General features: G+C 45.2%; 25 protein-coding genes. All 25 read left to right on the top strand.

All coding sequences use genetic code 11. The features are described 5' to 3' along the window. The first annotated feature begins 127 nt into the window (after window positions 1-127). The 25 genes from rpoC to rplR all read left to right on the top strand — a co-directional run bounded on the left by rpoC (window position 128) and on the right by rplR (window position 18,971). Window positions 128-3,745 carry a DNA-directed RNA polymerase subunit beta' gene (gene rpoC / locus MH117_RS24920; protein ID WP_239333607.1) on the top strand — a complete coding sequence of 1,206 codons (3,618 nt, stop codon included), beginning with the start codon at window positions 128-130 and terminating at the stop codon, window positions 3,743-3,745. A gap of 283 nt (window positions 3,746-4,028) precedes the next feature. Next, window positions 4,029-4,280, top strand: a complete 252-nt coding sequence (locus MH117_RS24915; RefSeq protein ID WP_239333605.1) for a ribosomal L7Ae/L30e/S12e/Gadd45 family protein — start codon at window positions 4,029-4,031, stop codon at window positions 4,278-4,280. A gap of 142 nt (window positions 4,281-4,422) precedes the next feature. Continuing rightward, window positions 4,423-4,842: a 30S ribosomal protein S12 gene (rpsL, locus tag MH117_RS24910; protein ID WP_028543503.1), complete on the top strand. Its 420-nt coding sequence runs from the start codon at window positions 4,423-4,425 to the stop codon at window positions 4,840-4,842. Between the two features lie 50 nt (window positions 4,843-4,892). Continuing rightward, on the top strand, window positions 4,893-5,363 hold the full coding sequence (gene rpsG / locus MH117_RS24905) for a 30S ribosomal protein S7 (RefSeq protein WP_028543504.1): 471 nt from the start codon (window positions 4,893-4,895) through the stop codon (window positions 5,361-5,363). Between the two features lie 56 nt (window positions 5,364-5,419). Beyond that, window positions 5,420-7,498, top strand: coding sequence for an elongation factor G (fusA, locus tag MH117_RS24900; RefSeq protein ID WP_239333603.1), 2,079 nt, complete (start codon window positions 5,420-5,422; stop codon window positions 7,496-7,498). A 107-nt stretch (window positions 7,499-7,605) separates the two neighbouring features. After that, window positions 7,606-8,796 (top strand): elongation factor Tu, encoded by a 1,191-nt coding sequence (gene tuf, locus MH117_RS24895; protein WP_239333601.1) that lies wholly within the window; start codon window positions 7,606-7,608, stop codon window positions 8,794-8,796. A gap of 237 nt (window positions 8,797-9,033) precedes the next feature. Continuing rightward, window positions 9,034-10,392: a globin-coupled sensor protein gene (locus MH117_RS26625; protein WP_275444829.1), complete on the top strand. Its 1,359-nt coding sequence runs from the start codon at window positions 9,034-9,036 to the stop codon at window positions 10,390-10,392. Between the two features lie 354 nt (window positions 10,393-10,746). After that, on the top strand, window positions 10,747-11,055 hold the full coding sequence (rpsJ, locus tag MH117_RS24880; protein ID WP_005544556.1) for a 30S ribosomal protein S10: 309 nt from the start codon (window positions 10,747-10,749) through the stop codon (window positions 11,053-11,055). 47 nt (window positions 11,056-11,102) lie between these two features. Then, on the top strand, window positions 11,103-11,726 hold the full coding sequence (gene rplC / locus MH117_RS24875; RefSeq protein WP_239333599.1) for a 50S ribosomal protein L3: 624 nt from the start codon (window positions 11,103-11,105) through the stop codon (window positions 11,724-11,726). A gap of 25 nt (window positions 11,727-11,751) precedes the next feature. Then, window positions 11,752-12,375 carry a 50S ribosomal protein L4 gene (gene rplD, locus MH117_RS24870; protein WP_239333597.1) on the top strand — a complete coding sequence of 208 codons (624 nt, stop codon included), beginning with the start codon at window positions 11,752-11,754 and terminating at the stop codon, window positions 12,373-12,375. Then, the gene (gene rplW / locus MH117_RS24865; protein ID WP_028543510.1) at window positions 12,375-12,665 is read left to right on the top strand and encodes a 50S ribosomal protein L23; all 291 of its coding nucleotides are present in this window, start codon (window positions 12,375-12,377) and stop codon (window positions 12,663-12,665) included. Before rplD ends, rplW begins: the two co-directional genes overlap by 1 nt. A gap of 33 nt (window positions 12,666-12,698) precedes the next feature. Further along, complete coding sequence (gene rplB, locus MH117_RS24860; protein ID WP_239333595.1) at window positions 12,699-13,529, top strand: 50S ribosomal protein L2; 831 nt, start codon at window positions 12,699-12,701, stop codon at window positions 13,527-13,529. Between the two features lie 71 nt (window positions 13,530-13,600). Then, on the top strand, window positions 13,601-13,879 hold the full coding sequence (rpsS, locus tag MH117_RS24855; protein WP_239333593.1) for a 30S ribosomal protein S19: 279 nt from the start codon (window positions 13,601-13,603) through the stop codon (window positions 13,877-13,879). Window positions 13,880-13,912: 33 nt separating this feature from the next. Then, window positions 13,913-14,245 carry a 50S ribosomal protein L22 gene (gene rplV / locus MH117_RS24850; RefSeq protein ID WP_028543513.1) on the top strand — a complete coding sequence of 111 codons (333 nt, stop codon included), beginning with the start codon at window positions 13,913-13,915 and terminating at the stop codon, window positions 14,243-14,245. Between the two features lie 13 nt (window positions 14,246-14,258). Then, complete coding sequence (gene rpsC, locus MH117_RS24845) at window positions 14,259-14,924, top strand: 30S ribosomal protein S3 (protein WP_239333642.1); 666 nt, start codon at window positions 14,259-14,261, stop codon at window positions 14,922-14,924. Window positions 14,925-14,926: 2 nt separating this feature from the next. Then, complete coding sequence (gene rplP, locus MH117_RS24840; protein WP_028543515.1) at window positions 14,927-15,361, top strand: 50S ribosomal protein L16; 435 nt, start codon at window positions 14,927-14,929, stop codon at window positions 15,359-15,361. Continuing rightward, window positions 15,351-15,551: a 50S ribosomal protein L29 gene (gene rpmC / locus MH117_RS24835; RefSeq protein WP_028543516.1), complete on the top strand. Its 201-nt coding sequence runs from the start codon at window positions 15,351-15,353 to the stop codon at window positions 15,549-15,551. The genes rplP and rpmC overlap by 11 nt, the downstream gene beginning before the upstream one ends. A 62-nt stretch (window positions 15,552-15,613) precedes the next feature. Further along, window positions 15,614-15,880: a 30S ribosomal protein S17 gene (gene rpsQ / locus MH117_RS24830; RefSeq protein WP_028543517.1), complete on the top strand. Its 267-nt coding sequence runs from the start codon at window positions 15,614-15,616 to the stop codon at window positions 15,878-15,880. Window positions 15,881-15,916: 36 nt separating this feature from the next. Continuing rightward, entirely contained in the window at window positions 15,917-16,285 is a 369-nt protein-coding gene (rplN, locus tag MH117_RS24825; protein WP_028543518.1) for a 50S ribosomal protein L14, read from the top strand. Between the two features lie 38 nt (window positions 16,286-16,323). Continuing rightward, window positions 16,324-16,677: a 50S ribosomal protein L24 gene (gene rplX / locus MH117_RS24820; protein ID WP_084159035.1), complete on the top strand. Its 354-nt coding sequence runs from the start codon at window positions 16,324-16,326 to the stop codon at window positions 16,675-16,677. 26 nt (window positions 16,678-16,703) lie between these two features. Continuing rightward, the gene (gene rplE / locus MH117_RS24815; protein WP_028543520.1) at window positions 16,704-17,246 is read left to right on the top strand and encodes a 50S ribosomal protein L5; all 543 of its coding nucleotides are present in this window, start codon (window positions 16,704-16,706) and stop codon (window positions 17,244-17,246) included. 101 nt (window positions 17,247-17,347) lie between these two features. Further along, window positions 17,348-17,533 carry a type Z 30S ribosomal protein S14 gene (locus MH117_RS24810; protein ID WP_028543521.1) on the top strand — a complete coding sequence of 62 codons (186 nt, stop codon included), beginning with the start codon at window positions 17,348-17,350 and terminating at the stop codon, window positions 17,531-17,533. A gap of 32 nt (window positions 17,534-17,565) precedes the next feature. Further along, a complete protein-coding gene (gene rpsH, locus MH117_RS24805; protein WP_028543522.1) occupies window positions 17,566-17,964 on the top strand; it encodes a 30S ribosomal protein S8 in 399 nt (132 codons plus the stop codon). Between the two features lie 33 nt (window positions 17,965-17,997). Next, window positions 17,998-18,540: a 50S ribosomal protein L6 gene (gene rplF / locus MH117_RS24800; RefSeq protein WP_028543523.1), complete on the top strand. Its 543-nt coding sequence runs from the start codon at window positions 17,998-18,000 to the stop codon at window positions 18,538-18,540. Between the two features lie 62 nt (window positions 18,541-18,602). After that, window positions 18,603-18,971, top strand: coding sequence for a 50S ribosomal protein L18 (gene rplR / locus MH117_RS24795; RefSeq protein WP_239333583.1), 369 nt, complete (start codon window positions 18,603-18,605; stop codon window positions 18,969-18,971). The last annotated feature ends 2 nt before the right edge of the window (window positions 18,972-18,973 follow it).

Genomic DNA, 18,973 nt, shown 5'->3' with positions numbered 1-18,973 from the left:
GCCGTCTATTCTGGAAATCATTGATTTCCTTGTCAAGACGCTCTCTCGAAATAGACCGAAGTTCACTAGGCCGTCTATTTCAAGTAGACGGTGATCTCAAGTACAGATTAAGGAGGGTCGCTCCTAGATGGACGTCAACAATTTTGAATTTATGAAGATCGGGCTCGCCTCTCCCGAGAAGATTCGCTCATGGTCCCGCGGCGAAGTCAAGAAACCAGAAACGATTAACTATCGTACGCTCAAGCCAGAGAAAGAGGGCTTGTTCTGTGAAAAGATTTTTGGACCGACGAAAGACTGGGAATGTCACTGTGGCAAGTACAAACGTGTTCGTTATAAAGGTGTAGTCTGTGACCGCTGCGGCGTTGAAGTAACACGTCAAAAAGTACGCCGTGAGCGTATGGGTCATATTGAATTAGCTGCTCCTGTATCACATATCTGGTATTTCAAAGGTATCCCATCTCGTATGGGCTTGGCGCTTGATATGTCTCCGCGTTCTTTGGAAGAGATTATTTATTTCGCTTCCTACGTAGTTACAGATCAAGGAGATACGCCTTTGGAGAAGAAGCAGCTCTTGTCCGAGAAGGAATATCGCAGTTACCGTGAAAAGTATGGACATGCGTTCCATGCCGGAATGGGTGCTGAAGCGGTTAAGAAGTTGCTGCAGGATCTCGACCTCGATAAAGAACTCGAAACGCTGAGGGAAGAGCTGCGTACGGCTCAAGGCCAACGCCGTAACCGTGCGATTAAGCGTCTCGAAGTAATCGAAGCTTTCCGTAACTCGGGCAACTGTCCGGATTGGATGATTCTTGACGTGCTGCCGGTTATTCCACCTGAACTACGTCCGATGGTTCAATTGGATGGTGGTCGCTTTGCGACTTCTGACTTGAATGATCTGTACCGTCGTGTTATTAACCGGAACAACCGCTTGAAACGCTTGCTGGACCTTGGCGCTCCAGATATCATCGTACAGAATGAGAAGCGTATGCTTCAAGAAGCTGTAGATGCTCTGATCGACAACGGTCGTCGCGGCCGTCCTGTTACAGGTCCTGGTAACCGTCCATTGAAATCGTTGAGCCACATGCTCAAAGGTAAACAGGGACGTTTCCGTCAGAACTTGCTCGGTAAACGGGTTGACTATTCTGGTCGTTCCGTTATCGTTGTAGGGCCTAGCCTCAAGATGTATCAATGCGGTCTGCCTAAAGAAATGGCCTTGGAATTGTTCAAGCCGTTTGTCATGAAAGAACTTGTGAACAAAGGCTTGGCTCACAATATTAAGAGTGCAAAGCGTAAAGTAGAGCGCGTAAGCCCAGAAGTATGGGACGTTCTGGAGCAAGTTATCCGTGAGCATCCAGTACTGTTGAACCGTGCCCCTACCCTTCATAGACTCGGTATTCAAGCATTTGAACCGATTCTGGTTGAAGGACGCGCAATTAAGCTTCACCCACTCGTATGTACAGCGTACAATGCGGACTTTGACGGTGACCAGATGGCTGTTCACGTACCATTGTCTGCTGAAGCACAAGCGGAAGCACGTCTTCTGATGCTTGCATCGGGTAACATCTTGAACCCTAAAGACGGTAAACCTGTTGTTACGCCATCTCAGGATATGGTCCTCGGATCTCACTTCTTGACCATGGATAACAAAGACGCTAAAGGTTCAGGTATGATCATTTCTCATGTAAATGAAGCCGTATCCGCATACCAACGTGGTACAGCATCCTTGCATGCGCGTGTAGCCATTCCGGTTAAGGCGCTTGGCAAGACCAACTTTACGGAGAAACAACAAAGTGCGTTCATGATTACGACCATTGGACGTATTATCTTTAACGAAATCTTCCCGGCTGATTTCCCTTACATCAACGAGCCGACTAAGCGCAACTTGTTCGAGGGAACACCGGATCATTACTTTGTATACGATAAAGGTGCGAACATCCGTGAGTACATGATGGAAGTTCCACAGACCGGAGCAGTTGGTAAAGACTACTTGGGTCAAATTATTGCCCGTTGTTTCGAGATCTTCCATACAACCAAAACGGCTGTTATTTTGGATGATATCAAGCAGCTTGGATTCACTTATTCTACGCGTGCAGGTATTTCTATCGCGGTGTCGGACGTAATCGTTCCGCCAGAAAAAGTTGAAATCCTGAAAGAATCCGAAGAGAAAGTCAAAGTCATTACGAACCAATATCGTCGTGGTTTGATCACGAATGATGAGCGTTATGACCGTGTTATCGAAGTATGGTCGAAAACAAAAGACCAGATTACCGATATTTTGATGAAATCGATGGATCGTTACAACTCGATTATGCTCATGGTGGACTCCAAAGCCCGCGGTAACAAATCGCAGATCACACAGCTCGGCGGTATGCGTGGTTTGATGGCGAATCCATCTGGTCGTATTATCGAATTGCCAATCAAGTCGAACTTCCGTGAAGGCCTTACGGTCTTGGAATACTTTATCTCGACGCATGGTGCGCGTAAAGGTTTGGCGGATACGGCGCTTCGTACAGCGGATTCGGGTTACTTGACCCGTCGTCTCGTTGACGTTGCCCAAGATGTCATCGTTCGCGAAGACGATTGCGGTACAGATAAAGGCTTCTTGGTCAGCGATATTTCTGACGGTAAAGAGGTTATCGAAGGATTGTACGATCGTATCGAAGGACGTTACTCCTTCCAAACGATCAAGCATCCTGAGACGGGTGAAGTCATTGTCAACCGCAATGAACTGATCGATTCCGACAAAGCCGAAGAGATCGTGAAGTCTGGTGTGAAGAAGCTGCAAATCCGCTCAGTATTGAGCTGCCGCGCTCGTCATGGCGTATGTAAGATTTGTTACGGCCGTAACTTGGCGACAGGTAAGCATGTAGAGATCGGGGAAGCAGTAGGCATTATCGCCGCTCAATCCATCGGGGAACCAGGAACACAGTTGACGATGCGTACGTTCCATACCGGCGGTGTTGCCGGGGATGATATTACGCAAGGTTTGCCGCGTATCCAGGAGTTGTTCGAGGCCCGGAATCCTAAAGGTCAAGCAACTATTTCCGAGATTGATGGTGTAATCAAAGAAATCCGCGAGACGAAAGACCGTCGCGAAGTGGAAGTCCAAGGTGAAGCAGAGACTAAAGTCTATGCAGCAAGCTATGGCTCCCGTATTCGTGTACATGAAGGTCAGACGATCGAGGCGGGCGACGAGATTACAGAAGGTTCGATTGACCCTAAAGAGATGCTGCGCATCAAAGGTATTCGAGGCGTTCAGAACTATATCCTTCAGGAAGTTCAGCGCGTTTACCGGAACCAAGGGGTTGAAATTAACGATAAGCACGTTGAAGTTATGATTCGACAAATGCTTCGTAAGATTCGTATCATCGATAATGGAGACACGGTTCTATTGCCAGGCGCCTTCGTTGATATGCATGAATACGAGTCTGCGAACAAAGATGCTATCTTGTCTGACAAAGAACCGGCTGTTGCTAAACCAGTATTGCTCGGTATTACGAAAGCTTCCTTGGAGACAGATTCCTTCTTGTCCGCAGCTTCATTCCAAGAGACAACTCGTGTCTTGACAGATGCTGCAATCAAAGGTAAAGTTGACCAATTGCTCGGTCTGAAAGAGAACGTTATTATCGGCAAGCTGATCCCTGCAGGTACGGGGATGAACCGTTATCGCAGCGTTAAGCTTATCAATCCTCTGAATGAGCAAATGGAAGAAGCACTTGAGCATGCAGGTGTAGGCGCAACTGAATAAGTTCAGCCTAATGATAAAGAAGGCGTCCGATTACTGTTGCTTCAAGTAACAGTAATCGGCGGCTTTTTCATGTATGATGCACAGCGATATTTAATAATTGCTAATTCAATATTTTACTCGACATGAGGACGGATTCTTGATAGAATGCTCTTTGTGCCGCAATAGTACGCAATATTGAAAGAGTAGCATCAGAAGAGAAAGTGCTTGACAGCATACTCTCGAAGTGCTAAAATGTCGTAGTGTGCCCAAGACGGATGCCTGTGCTTTTGGAGGATTAAGATTCATGTCTAATGAAAAGAGTCTACAGGATGCTAAAGTTAAGATTGGGAGCAAGCAGACACTAAAGATGGTTGAGCAAGGTCTTGCCATTGAAGTGTATGTTGCACTAGATGCCGATACGAAGCTTCTTAATAAGATCGTATCCCTTTGCCGCAAGAGAAACGTTAAGCTTATTGAAATAAGCTCGATGTTGGAACTTGGCAAAATGTGTGGCATCGAAGTTGGAGCTGCTATGGCAGCGATAGTCGAAGAGTAAGTAACCGATGTTTTTGTTAAGGATGACGGAATGGTTTCCGAGGCAAAAACTTTTCATTTGCTCATTTATGAACCGCCTGGATCTGTGGACTTAAAAGAGTGAATTGTTAAAGGTGTTAATAACATGGGAAGGGGGTGGCAACATGCCAACTATTAACCAATTAGTTCGCAAAGGCCGCAAAGCTAAAGTAACAAAATCCAAATCCCCAGCATTGCAAAAAGGGTTTAACGCCCTGAAACGTGCTGAGACAGATTTGAGCGCGCCTCAAAAACGTGGTGTATGTACTCGTGTAGGTACAATGACTCCGAAGAAACCGAACTCCGCACTTCGTAAATATGCTCGTGTTCGTTTGACGAACCGTGTAGAGGTAACGGCGTACATCGGCGGTATTGGACATAACCTGCAAGAGCATAGTGTCGTGCTCGTGCGCGGCGGCCGTGTTAAGGATCTTCCGGGTGTTCGCTACCACATCGTTCGCGGTGCATTAGACACTGCTGGTGTGAACAACCGTATGCAAGCTCGTTCCAAATATGGTACGAAGCGTCCTAAAGTTAAAAAATAATTAATAGTTTCATGATATATTCATGAGCTCACGTGGAAAGGGGGATACACATGCCACGCAAAGGACCAGTTACTAAGCGCGACGTGTTGCCAGATCCGGTATACAATAGCAAGTTGGTTACTCGCCTAATCAATCGTGTTATGATCGATGGTAAACGTGGTGTTGCTCAAACTATTCTGTATGATGCTTTCAAGTCCATTGAAGAGCGTACGGGTAAAGACCCTATGGAAGTGTTTGAAGCAGCAATCAAGAACATCATGCCGGTTCTAGAAGTTAAAGCTCGCCGTGTAGGCGGATCTAACTATCAAGTACCAGTAGAAGTTAAGCCAGAACGCCGTACATCCTTGGGATTACGTTGGTTGGTTAACTATTCGCGTAACCGCGGTGAAAAAACAATGCAAGAGCGTTTGGCAGCAGAGATTATCGATGCTTCCAACAACACTGGAGCAGCTGTTAAGAAACGCGAAGATACGCACAAAATGGCTGAAGCGAACAAAGCATTTGCTCACTACCGTTGGTAGGATTGAGTTAAAGCTACTCGCATTTAACCAACTCATATTTGAAGGGAGATCCAACCATGGCAAGACAGTTCTCCTTGGCAAATACGCGTAATATCGGGATCATGGCTCACATCGATGCTGGTAAGACAACAACAACGGAGCGTATCTTGTACTATACAGGCCGTACTCACAAGATTGGTGAGGTGCACGAAGGTGCAGCTACAATGGACTGGATGGAGCAAGAACAAGAACGTGGTATCACGATCACATCCGCTGCGACTACAGCGCAGTGGAAAGGTCATCGTGTTAATATCATCGATACTCCGGGTCACGTTGACTTCACAGTAGAGGTTGAACGTTCCCTTCGCGTATTGGACGGAGCCGTAGGCGTATTCTCTGCAAAAGAAGGCGTAGAGCCGCAATCCGAAACGGTATGGCGTCAAGCTGACCGTTACGGTGTACCTCGTATTGCTTACGTTAACAAAATGGACATCATTGGCGCTGATTACCTCAACGTTATTGAGTCCATGAAAGATCGTTTGCAAGCGAACGCAGTTGCGATTCAATTGCCTATCGGCGCTGAGAATGATTTTGTTGGTATCATTGACTTGGTAGAGCAAGTTGCTCACATCTTCAAAGATGACCTTGGTCGTGATGTCGAAATTACAGAAATTCCTGCAGAGTTCAAAGAGCAAGTTGCTGAACTTCGTATGGAATTAGTTGAGAAGGTTGCAGAACTCGACGAAGATTTGATGATGAAATACCTCGAGGGTGAAGAGCCAACAGTTGAAGAACTCAAGGCTGCTCTCCGTAAAGGTGTTTGTTCCGTTCAAATCTTCCCAGTAGTATGCGGTTCTTCTTACAGAAACAAAGGCGTTCAATTGATGATTGACGCAGTTGTTGACTACTTGCCATCCCCACTTGATGTACCTGATATTAAAGGTCATCTTGAAGATGGTGAAGAAGCGATCCGTCATTCTTCTGACGAAGAGCCGTTCTCGGCACTTGCGTTTAAGATCATGACAGACCCTTATGTTGGTAAACTTACGTTCTTCCGTGTGTATTCAGGCGTATTGAGCTCCGGTTCTTATGTATTGAATGCTACAAAGGGCAAACGTGAGCGTATCGGCCGTATTCTTCAAATGCACGCTAACAGCCGTGAAGAAATCGACGTAGTATACTCCGGAGATATCGCAGCTGCAGTAGGCTTGAAAGATACAGGTACTGGCGATACACTTTGTGATGAGAAAAATCCGGTAATCTTGGAGTCCATGAACTTCCCTGATCCGGTAATCGAAATCGCAGTAGAGCCTAAAACCAAAGCTGACCAAGATAAAATGGGTGTTGCTTTGAGCAAATTGACAGAGGAAGATCCAACTCTGCGTGCGCATACAGATGAAGAGACTGGTCAAACTATTTTGGCTGGTATGGGTGAGCTTCACTTGGAGATCATCGTTGACCGTATGCGTCGTGAGTTTAAGGTTGACACGAATGTTGGTAAACCACAAGTTGCTTACCGTGAAACATTCAAAACTGGCGCTAAAGTCGAAGGTAAGTTTGTACGCCAATCTGGTGGTCGCGGTCAATACGGACACGTATGGATCGAATTTGCACCACAAGAGCCGGGCGCAGGCTTCGCATTCGAAAACAAAGTTGTCGGTGGTGTCGTTCCTCGTGAATACATCGCTCCAGTTCAAGCTGGTATCGAAGAGTCAATGAAGAACGGTGTAATTGCGGGCTTCCCACTCGTTGATATTAAAGCAACTATTTTTGACGGATCTTATCATGATGTTGACTCCAGTGAAATGGCGTTTAAGATTGCCGGTTCGATGGCACTTAAAGCTGCTAAAGACAAGTGTAATCCTGTCTTGCTTGAGCCAATCATGAAAGTTGAAGTTACAGTTCCTGAAGAGTACATGGGCGACGTTATGGGGATGTTGAATTCCCGTCGTGGTCGTATCGAAGGTATGGATACTCGCTCAGGAGCTCAAATTATTCGTGCTAAGGTACCTCTCGCTGAGATGTTTGGATATTCCACAACTCTTCGTTCTGGTACACAAGGCCGTGGCGTATTCTCCATGGAGCTTTCGCACTATGAAGAAGTTCCTCGCAGCATCTCGGAAGAGATTGTTTCGAAGCACAAAGGCGCTGAGTAATTTAACTGCTTAATCTAAGTTTACACAAGGTCGGGAAGTTGATCTAAATCTTCATGCCGACCTTCAATCCCATATATTATTCCACTATTAAGGAGGAATTGTTCAAAATGGCAAAGGCAAAATTTGAACGTAATAAACCGCATGTTAACATCGGTACTATCGGTCACGTTGACCACGGTAAAACAACTTTGACAGCTGCAATCACTACAGTATTGTCCAAACGTTATGGCGGTGCTGCAATTGCATTCGATCAAATCGATAAAGCTCCAGAAGAGCGCGAACGCGGTATCACAATTTCCACATCTCACGTAGAGTACGAAACACCAGCTCGTCACTATGCACACGTTGACTGCCCAGGTCACGCGGACTACGTTAAAAACATGATCACTGGTGCTGCTCAAATGGACGGCGCGATCTTGGTTGTATCTGCAGCTGACGGTCCAATGCCACAAACACGTGAGCACATCTTGTTGTCCCGCCAAGTAGGCGTACCTTACATCGTTGTATTCTTGAACAAATGCGACATGGTAGAAGACGAAGAGTTGCTTGAATTGGTTGAAATGGAAGTTCGTGACTTGTTGAACGAATATGAGTTCCCAGGCGACGACACTCCAATCATCCGTGGTTCCGCTCGTGAAGCTCTTCAAAACCCAGATGGTGAGTGGGCTGATAAAGTTGTTGAATTGTTCGAACAAATCGACAACTACATTCCACAACCAGAGCGCGAAACTGACAAGCCTTTCTTGATGCCTGTCGAGGACGTGTTCTCCATCACTGGACGTGGTACAGTTGCTACTGGTCGTGTAGAGCGCGGTACTGTTAAAGTAGGCGAAGAGATCGAAATCGTTGGTATCCAAGAAGAGACTCGCAAATCGGTTGTTACGGGCGTAGAAATGTTCCGTAAACTTCTTGATTCCGCTCAAGCTGGTGACAACATCGGTGCGTTGCTTCGTGGTGTAGACCGCAGCAACATCGAGCGCGGACAAGTATTGGTTAAACCAGGTACGGTTAAACCACATACAGAGTTCACTTCCCAAATCTACGTGTTGACTAAAGAAGAGGGTGGCCGTCACAAGCCTTTCTTTACTGGCTACCGTCCACAGTTCTACTTCCGTACAACTGACGTAACAGGTATCATCGAATTGCCAGAAGGCACTGAAATGGTTATGCCTGGTGACAACATCACAGTTACTGTTAAATTGATCAGCCCAATCGCTATCGAAGAAGGAACACGCTTCGCGATTCGTGAAGGCGGACGTACAGTAGGTGCCGGTGCGGTTGCATCCATCCAAAAATAATTAATGTTCGGCATTAGCCGACATTAATCACAATCCCTTTCCTAACGGAGAGGGATTGTTTTTGTTTATGTGGATAAGTTCAGAATGTTCTAATACAATATTCACAGCTTGGATATATGGGATGCCTATGCGGGACTATTTACCGGACTATAATAGGAGTAATGTCCTATATGTCACAAGGGTGTGGATAACTCTTGCGGGACAGAGTGTACACTTCTTAGGGAAGGATGCATCCTGATGAACTTTATAACGAAATGGTTTTCCGATAACACAACGGAGTTAGGGCAATTCAGTGCTACAAGGAAGGGTTCAGAGCCCATATGGAACATAGATGATCAGCAACAGGTAAGTGAGGCTTGGGGAAAAATAAATTTACCAGATGAACATCCCTTATGGAAACAACTAAACATGATCTCATTAACGGAAGTTGACCTTAGACTATTAAGATGTTTAAAGCCTTATATTTCTATGGAAGTAGAGGCATTGACAACTCAATTTTATGACACGATTATAAGTATAGCTCAACTGGATATGTTGATTCGAAATAACAGTTCAGTGGAAAAGTTGAAGTCAACGCTCCGCATCCATATTGAAGAAATGTTTAATGGTGTGATTGATGGTCCCTATATTATAAAACGTATAAAAATTGCTTCTGTACATCAGCATATAGGACTTGAGTCGAAATGGTATATGGGAGCTTTTCAAAATTTGCAGGCCATCATTACTGATCTTGTGCTGCGCCGCATTCCGGATAAAGAGTGTTCAATATCATGTATTCATGCTCTGAACAAAATATTTAATCTGGAACAACAGCTTGTGCTGGATGCTTATGAGGAGCGTTTCCATATGCAAATGGCCCAGCAATATGAAGTAGTTAAAAATGAGTTGAAACAAAATATAAGCCAGCTAAGTGAACAACTTGCGGCACTGGCAGCTGAAACCAATCTCACAATATCCAGTCTTAGTCATAAAGGTGTAGAGCTTAACGATAGAGTTCAAGCTGCAGCGCAATCAACAAGTATGACACAAGAGGTCGCTATGGAAGGCAAACAATTGATGACCGGAGTGTCTGAGAGTATTCAGCGGATTAATGACCATGCTCATGAAATGCAAATTCGGATTATCAATTTAAAAGATACGTCTATACGAATAAGAACTATTATTGGAGCTGTAAGGGAGATAGCAGATCAGACTAACTTATTATCATTAAACGCTTCTATAGAAGCTGCACGTGCAGGAGAGCATGGGTTGGGATTTGCTGTTGTAGCCAAAGAAGTAAATAAATTGGCCGACCATACGAAGCAAACGGTAGCGGACATTGAAGAGTTGATAGGGAACTCAACTTTGGTTAATAACTCTGTTGTTCAAATTATTAGTGAGGTACGTGCTAGTGTGGCCTCCGTAAAGGAGCAATCAGAAGAAACTAGTGGAGCTTTCATAAATATCGTTCAAAAGGTTGAAACAAGCAGGCACTCCATGGATAGCATTCAAGGAGAATTTGAGCTTCTTATGGAAATGATTGCAGGAATCGGTCAGGCAACACGGCAAGTTGCTGAATCGGCTGAACAATTAAATCATACAACGATGAAGCTGTAAGCGGACTTCTTCTTATATAGAAGGAACTCGCGACAGTTGGTATGGATTACCGTGGCATTATATGAATTTTTCATTATATAATGTCCTAGCAGCCGACTTTGAGATGAACTGACGACAATACTAAGTTGCTTGGTATACCGTAATATTTCTCTTATTTTATATGTATAAACGAATTTGCTACAAATGCTTGCAATTATCGGGACATTTATATATAATAGTGAATGTTGTTCGTCGACGTTGCGATGAAGTGAGAGGTTACCGACACACCCGGCCCCTTTGCCATGGACGGTGTGCACGGAAAATTTTCACGGAGTATGTCCGATGCAAAATTGGGCGATTAAAGGAGGGAATAAAATGGCAAAGCAAAAAATTCGTATTCGCTTGAAAGCATACGACCACAGAATTCTTGATCAATCAGCTGAGAAGATCGTTGAAACGGCTAAGCGTTCCGGTGCAGGAGTATCCGGTCCAATCCCGTTGCCAACAGAGAAGCAAATCATCACCATTCTTCGTGCGGTGCATAAGTACAAGGATTCTCGCGAGCAGTTCGAAATGCGCACTCATAAGCGTCTTATCGACATCGTGAACCCAACGCCGCAAACTGTTGATGCGTTGATGCGACTGGACCTGCCGTCCGGTGTAGATATCGAAATCAAGCTGTAAGAACAGCTTAAGTATGAACGGAATATGGAAGGAAAAGAGGTGTCAACATGAAAGGTATCTTAGGAAAAAAACTCGGCATGACTCAAGTATTTACTCCAGAGGGTAATGTTGTGCCAGTAACAGTTATCGAAGCTGGTCCTTGTGTCGTTCTTCAAAAGAAAGATCTTGAGAACGATGGTTACGAAGCAATTCAAGTCGGCTTTGCTGACAAGAAAGAAAAGCGTGCCAACAAGCCAGAAATCGGACATGCTAAAAAAGCTAACACAACGCCTAAGCGCTACATTAAGGAATACCGTGGTATCGATCTTTCGCAATACGAAGTTGGCCAGGAGTTGAAAGCTGACTTGTTCACTGAAGGTGAATTCGTAGACGTTACAGGTATTTCTAAAGGTAAAGGTTTCTCCGGCGTTATCCAACGTTGGGGTCAAAGCCGCGGACCTATGTCCCACGGTTCCCGTTACCATCGTGGCCCAGGTTCCATGGGTTCTATCCAAGCGAACCGCGTTCCTAAAGGCAAACGTCTTCCAGGACATATGGGTAGCGTAACAATTACAATTCAAAATCTTGAGGTTGTTAAAGTGGATATGGAACGTAACGTAATCCTCGTTAAAGGCTCCATTCCAGGACCTAAAAACAGCTTCATTAACGTTAAATCCGCAATTAAAAAGTAATGTGTGAGGAAAGGAGGAGCTCAGAATGCCTAAAGTAGCATTGTACAACATTTCCGGTACGCAAGTTGGCGAGATTGAATTGGCTGACAGTGTATTCGGAATTGAGCCTAACAAACATGTACTTCATGATGCAGTTGTGATGCAGCTTGCATCGTTGCGTCAAGGTACACACAAAGTTAAAGGTCGTTCCGAGGTTCGCGGCGGTGGCCGTAAGCCATGGAAACAAAAAGGAACTGGCCGCGCGCGTCAAGGTTCGATTCGTTCGCCACAATGGAAAGGCGGCGGCGTAGTATTCGGACCAACACCACGCAGCTATGCATATAAGCTTCCTAAAAAAGTTCGTCGTTTGGCGATCAAATCCGCACTTTCTTCCAAAGTGTTGGAAAATAAAATTATTGTACTTGACGAGTTGAACTTGAACGCGCCGAAAACGAAAGAATTCCAAGCGATCTTGAACAACTTGAAAGTGGAACGCAAAGCGCTTGTTGTAGTACCTGAGTACAACGACAACGTGGCGCTCTCCGCTCGCAACATCCCATCCGTGAAATTGGTTGCGGCTGATGGAGTTAACGTTTATGACGTGCTTCGCCACCAGAACCTGATCATCACGAAGGATGCTGTTTCGAAGGTAGAGGAGGTGTTCGCGTAATGAAAGATCCTCGTGATATCATTAAGCGTCCTATCATCACTGAGCGTACTGCTGAGATGATGGATGGCCTTAAATACGTATTTGAGGTTGACATTCGTGCCAACAAAACAGAAGTCAAGAGTGCTATCGAGCAAATCTTCAAAGTGAAAGTAGCGAGCGTGAACACGTTGCGTGTTCCGGCTAAGCCGAAACGTTATGGCCGCTACAATGGCTACACTTCCGAATGGAAGAAAGCTTTCGTAACTTTGACAGCTGACAGCAAACCGCTTGAGTTCTTTGAAACGGTATAAATAAACAAGTTTTGAAGTAAGGAGGGAAAACAAGTGCCAATCAAAAAGTATAAACCGACATCCCCGGCTCGTCGTGGCATGAGCGTTTCGACGTTCGAAGAGATCACAACAAGCACACCGGAGAAATCGTTGCTTGCGCCTCTTAGCAAAAAAGCTGGCCGCAACAACCAAGGTAAAATTACTACTCGCCATCATGGCGGTGGTCACAAACGTAAGTATCGTATCATCGATTTCAAACGTAACAAAGATGGCATTCAAGGCCGCGTTGCTACAGTTGAGTACGATCCAAACCGTACTTCTAACATTGCATTGATTCACTATGCTGATGGTGAGAAACGTTATATCATCGCACCTAAAGGTTTGAAAGTCGGCGATGTTGTTATGTCCGGCGCTGGAGCTGATATCAAGATCGGTAATGCAATGCCGCTTGAGAACATTCCAGTAGGTACAGTTATCCACAACATCGAGTTGAAACCAGGTAAAGGTGCTCAGTTGGTTCGTGCAGCTGGTACGGAAGCTCAATTGCTTGGTAAAGAAGAACGTTATGTAACAGTTCGCTTGTCCTCTGGTGAAGTTCGTAAAGTCTTGAAAGTTTGCCGCGCTACTATCGGTTCCGTTGGTAACCAAGATCATGAACTCATTAAGATCGGTAAAGCAGGTCGTAACCGTTGGTTGGGCAAACGTCCAACAGTCCGCGGGGTTGTAATGAACCCGGTTGATCACCCACATGGTGGTGGTGAAGGTCGCGCTCCAATCGGTCGTAAATCGCCATTGTCTCCATGGGGCAAACCTACGCTCGGTTACAAAACGCGTAAAAAAGGCAAACACTCCGATAAATATATTGTTCGTCGTCGCACGAAATAATATTTGTTCGGTTCGATACGCAGCAGCGTAACAAGCGAAACAAACAGGTCTCGTGAAGGGAGGATTCACACATGGGTCGCAGTTTGAAAAAAGGACCATTCATTGATGGTCACCTTTTGAAGAAAGTTGAAGTTATGAACGAAGGCGGCAAGAAAGTCGTAATTAAGACTTGGTCCCGTCGTTCCACAATTTTTCCTCAATTCATCGGTCACACAATTGCAGTATATGATGGCCGCAAACATGTACCAGTTTACGTTACAGAAGATATGGTAGGACACAAGTTCGGAGAGTTCGCACCTACTCGTACGTACAAAGGTCATGATGATGACAAGAAAACGGGCAAACGATAATTCAGAACTTAGCATTTGAGGGGAGGTACTAACATGCAAGCGAAAGCTCATGCAAATAGTGTTCGCATCGCTCCCCGCAAAGTCAAGCTCGTTATCGACTTGATCCGCGGAAAGCAAGTAGGCGAAGCAATTGCAATTTTACGCCACACGCCAAAATCGGCGTCCCCAGTGGTTGAAAAATTGTTGAACTCTGCTATTGCCAATGCAGAACATAACTATCAATTGGACGTGAATAAGCTCGTAATTGAGCAAGTATTCGTGAACGAAGGTCCAACATTGAAACGTTTCCGTCCTCGCGCAATGGGACGTGCAAGCCGTATCAATAAGAGAACTAGCCACATCACGCTTGTGGTATCCGAGAAATAAGGAGGGAAAACGTGTGGGTCAAAAGGTAAATCCCGTCGGACTTCGAGTAGGTATTATCCGTGATTGGGAATCTAAATGGTACGCTGAGAAAGACTTCGGCGCATTGCTGATTGAAGACGTTAAGGTTCGTGAGTACCTTAAAAATAAACTTAAAGACGCAGCTGTGTCTAAAATCGAAATCGAACGTGCCGCTAATCGCGTGAACGTTACGATTCACACCGCTAAACCAGGTATGGTAATTGGTAAAGGCGGTTCCGAGGTTGAAGCTCTTCGTCGTGAAGTAACTAAAATTGCTGGCGGCAAAAAAGTGCACATCAACATTTCGGAAATCAAAACTCCAGACTTGGATGCAATTCTCGTTGCTGAGAGCATTGCACAACAACTGGAGCGCCGCGTTTCTTTCCGTCGCGCGCTGAAACAAGCGATTCAACGTTCTATGCGTTCAGGTGCAAAAGGAATTAAAACAGCGGTAAGTGGTCGTTTGGGCGGTGCTGAAATCGCTCGTTCTGAAGGATACAGCGAAGGAACTGTACCACTTCATACGCTTCGCGCCGACATCGATTATGGCACGGCAGAAGCTCATACAACTTACGGCCGTATCGGCGTAAAAGTATGGATCTATCGTGGAGAGGTACTTCCTACGGCTAAGAAAAAGGCTGTTGAGGAAGGAGGCAACTAATCATGTTGGTACCTAAACGTGTCAAACATCGTAAACAACAACGCGGTAGCTTGAAAGGTCGCGCTAAAGGCGGCACAACTGTAAACTTCGGTGAATACGGTTTACAAGCTCTTGAGCCTACATGGATCACAAACCGTCAAATCGAGGCTGCTCGTATTGCGATGACTCGTTACATTAAACGTGGCGGTAAAGTATGGATCAAAATCTTCCCGGATAAGCCAATTACGCAAAAGCCTCTTGAGGTGCGGATGGGTTCCGGTAAAGGTAACGTTGAGAAATGGGTAGCTGTTGTTAAGCCTGGTAAGATCATGTTCGAACTTTCTGGTGTTCCTGAGGAAGTCGCTCGTGAAGCAATGCGCCTCGCTGCACACAAACTCCCTATCAAGACGAAGTTTGTGAAACGCGAAGAAATGGGTGGTGAAGCAAATGAAAGCTAGTGAATTCCGCAACTTGACCACTGCTGAACTTGAACAAAAGATTGTCGGATTCAAGGAAGAACTTTTCAACCTCCGTTTCCAATTGGCTACTGGACAGCTTGACAACCCAACTCGCATCCGTGATGTACGTAAAGCAATTGCTCGTGCTAAAACGGTATTGCGTGAAAGAGAACTTGGGATTACTAGCTAATTTAGCGTCAAGATCTTGACTATAAATAGACATCCTGTACTCAGGAAGGAGGCAACACACTCATGAGTGAACAACGCAACGCTCGTAAAGTGCAAGTTGGTAAAGTGGTCAGTGACAAAATGGACAAAACAATCGTAATCGCGGTTGAAACGTACAAAAAGCATGACTTGTACCACAAACGCATTAAATATACGAAAAAGTTCAAAGCTCACGACGAGAACAACGAAGCTAAGATCGGCGATACTGTAAAAGTCATGGAAACGCGTCCTTTGTCGAAAGACAAACGCTGGAGACTGGTAGAGATCGTTGAGAAAGCTGTAATCGTTTAATGCTCGGTTAGTTTTAACCGGAAGGAGGAAAACAGAATGATTCAACCATTTACACGTTTAGCTGTAGCAGACAACTCTGGTGCAAAAGAACTGATGTGTATTCGTGTCTTGGGTGGTACGGGACGTCGCGTAGGCCACATTGGAGACTTGATCATCTGCTCTGTAAAACAAGCAACACCAGGCGGCGTTGTCAAAAAGGGTGACGTTGTAAAAGCAGTTATCGTTCGTACGAAGCGTTCCGTTCGTCGTAAAGACGGTTCTTACATCGCATTTGATGAGAACGCAGCGGTAATTGTTAAAGACGATAAAGGCCCACGTGGAACACGTATTTTCGGACCAGTTGCTCGCGAACTTCGCGATAAAGACTTCATGAAAATCGTTTCCTTGGCACCGGAAGTTATTTAATCAACTTGCCTGCAAGCAAGGTTCAGGAGGTGTGACACATGCCACGAATGAAGAAAGTACTGGAGTCGCATAACAACAAATTGCACGTGAAAAAAGATGACACTGTCATCGTTATCACTGGTAAAGACAAAGGTAAAAAAGGCCGCGTTATCGCAGCTTTCCCACGTCAAAACCGTGTTCTTATTGAAGGTGTTAACATGGTGAAAAAACACCAAAAGCCTAACCAAAAGAACCCGCAAGGCGGTATCGTTGAACAAGAAGCTCCAATTCACGTATCGAACGTAATGCACGTGGATCCTAAGTCGGGCAAAGTAACACGTATTGGTTACAAAGTGTTGGAGAACGGTAAAAAAGTACGTGTTGCAAAACGCTCCGGCGAAATCATCGACTAATCGCTAGGAAAGGAGGTCCATTTTACATGGCAGCTCGCATGAAAGAACGTTATTTGAACGAAATAACTCCTGCTCTGATGCAGAAGTTCAACTATACAACGGTAATGCAAGTACCTAAAGTAGAAAAAGTCGTCATCAACATGGGTATGGGTGAGGCAGTTTCGAACTCCAAGGTCTTGGATACAGCTGTTGCCGAATTGCAATTGATCTCTGGTCAAAAGCCAGTTATCACTCGCGCTAAAAAATCCATCGCAGGCTTTAAGCTTCGTGAAGGAATGCCGATCGGTGTGAAGGTGACACTACGTGGTGAGCGTATGTATCACTTCCTGGACAAATTGTTCAACGTCACGCTTCCACGTGTCCGCGACTTCCGCGGTATCTCTAACAAAGCGTTTGACGGCCGCGGTAACTACACGCTCGGTCTGAAAGAGCAAATCATTTTCCCTGAGATCGAGTACGATAAAATCGATAAAGTACGCGGTATGGACATCGTTATCGTTACTACAGCGAAAACGGACGAAGAGTCCCGTGAATTGTTGACGCAACTCGGCATGCCTTTCACGAAATAATCGTCAAAATCGAAAGAGTAATCTCTTCGATTCATAAGTAATAAGGACAATGAATTTGTTAGTGACCTTGGTCCAACAAATATCATAGGAGGTGTCAACACGTGGCAAAAACTTCGATGCTGGTAAAACAACAACGCAAACCGAAGTTCAAAGTGCAAGGATACACTCGTTGTGAGCGTTGTGGTCGTCCGCATTCTGTATTACGTAAATTCAAAATTTGCAGAATTTGTTTCCGCGAATTGGCATATAAAGGCCAGATTCCTGGCGTTAAAAAAGCAAGCTGGTAATCAACCCTGTTGCGGGAAGGAGGTTTACACTAATGGTTATGTCTGATCCAATTGCTGATATGCTTACACGCATTCGCAATGCTAACACAGTACGTCATGAAACGGTGGAAATGCCTGCTTCTACAATGAAGAAGCAAATCGCTGAGATCCTCAAGCGTGAAGGATTTATCCGTGATGCAGAATATATCGATGACAACAAACAAGGGATCATCCGTATCTTCTTGAAGTACGGTGCTAACAATGAGCGTGTCATCACAGGCTTGAAACGTATTTCCAAGCCAGGATTGCGTGTATACTCTAAATCGAACGAGGTACCTCGTGTACTCGGCGGTCTTGGTATCGCGATCATCTCGACGTCTAAAGGCGTTGTTACGGATAAAGAAGCTCGTCAATCCAAATCTGGCGGCGAGGTAGTCTGCTACGTTTGGTAATTAATCGCATAATGATTGGAGGTGCAACAACACATGTCTCGTATTGGTCGCAAACCAATTGACGTTCCAGGTGGCGTAACAGTTACTTTGGACAATAGCGTGATTACGGTTAAAGGACCGAAAGGAACGTTGTCTCGTGAACTTCATAAAGATATGCAAGTATCTGTAGAAGAGAACGTAATTAACGTTGTTCGTCCTTCTGATAATAAACTTCACCGTTCCCTGCACGGAACAACTCGTAGCGTAATTAGCAACATGGTTAATGGTGTAACTGAAGGTTACTCCAAAACTTTGGAGCTGGTTGGCGTAGGTTACCGTGCTAACAAAGCTGGGGACAAACTTGTATTAAACGTTGGTTATTCCCATCCGGTAGAAATCACTCCGGAAGCAGGCATCGAATTCGACGTTCCTGCACAAACGAAAATCATCGTTAAAGGTATCGACAAAGAGCGCGTTGGTGCTTATGCAGCTAAAATTCGTTCCGTACGTGAGCCAGAGCCATATAAAGGTAAAGGTATCAAGTACGAAGGCGAACGCATTCTGCGTAAAGAAGGTAAAGCTGGCAAGAAGAAGTAAGATCTTGCCCAGCTCGCTTACCCGTGTAGCTTAATGGCTAAACTGAAGGGAGTGAAACAATCGTGATTACGAAAGGCGATAAGAACAAAGCTCGTTTGAAACGTCACCTTCGTGTGCGTAAGAAAATTGAAGGAACGACAGCACGTCCGCGTTTAAACGTATTCCGTTCCTCTAAACATATCTACGCTCAACTCATCGATGATGTTAAGGGCGTAACAATCGCAGCAGCTTCCACTATGGATAAAGAGGTTGCAGAAGGCATCTCTAACGGCGGTAACGTCGAATCCGCTCGCAAAGTTGGCGAGTTGGTAGCGAAGCGTGCGAAAGATGCAGGCGTAACTGAAGTGGTATTTGACCGTGGCGGTTACTTGTATCATGGACGTGTCCAAGCATTGGCAGACGCAGCTCGTGAAGCTGGTCTTGAGTTCTAAGA

This window comes from Paenibacillus sp. ACRRX (assembly GCF_022346885.1).
Taxonomy (GTDB): Bacteria; Bacillota; Bacilli; order Paenibacillales; family Paenibacillaceae; genus Paenibacillus_B.
This window is presented reverse-complemented; position numbering and strand designations above follow the sequence as displayed.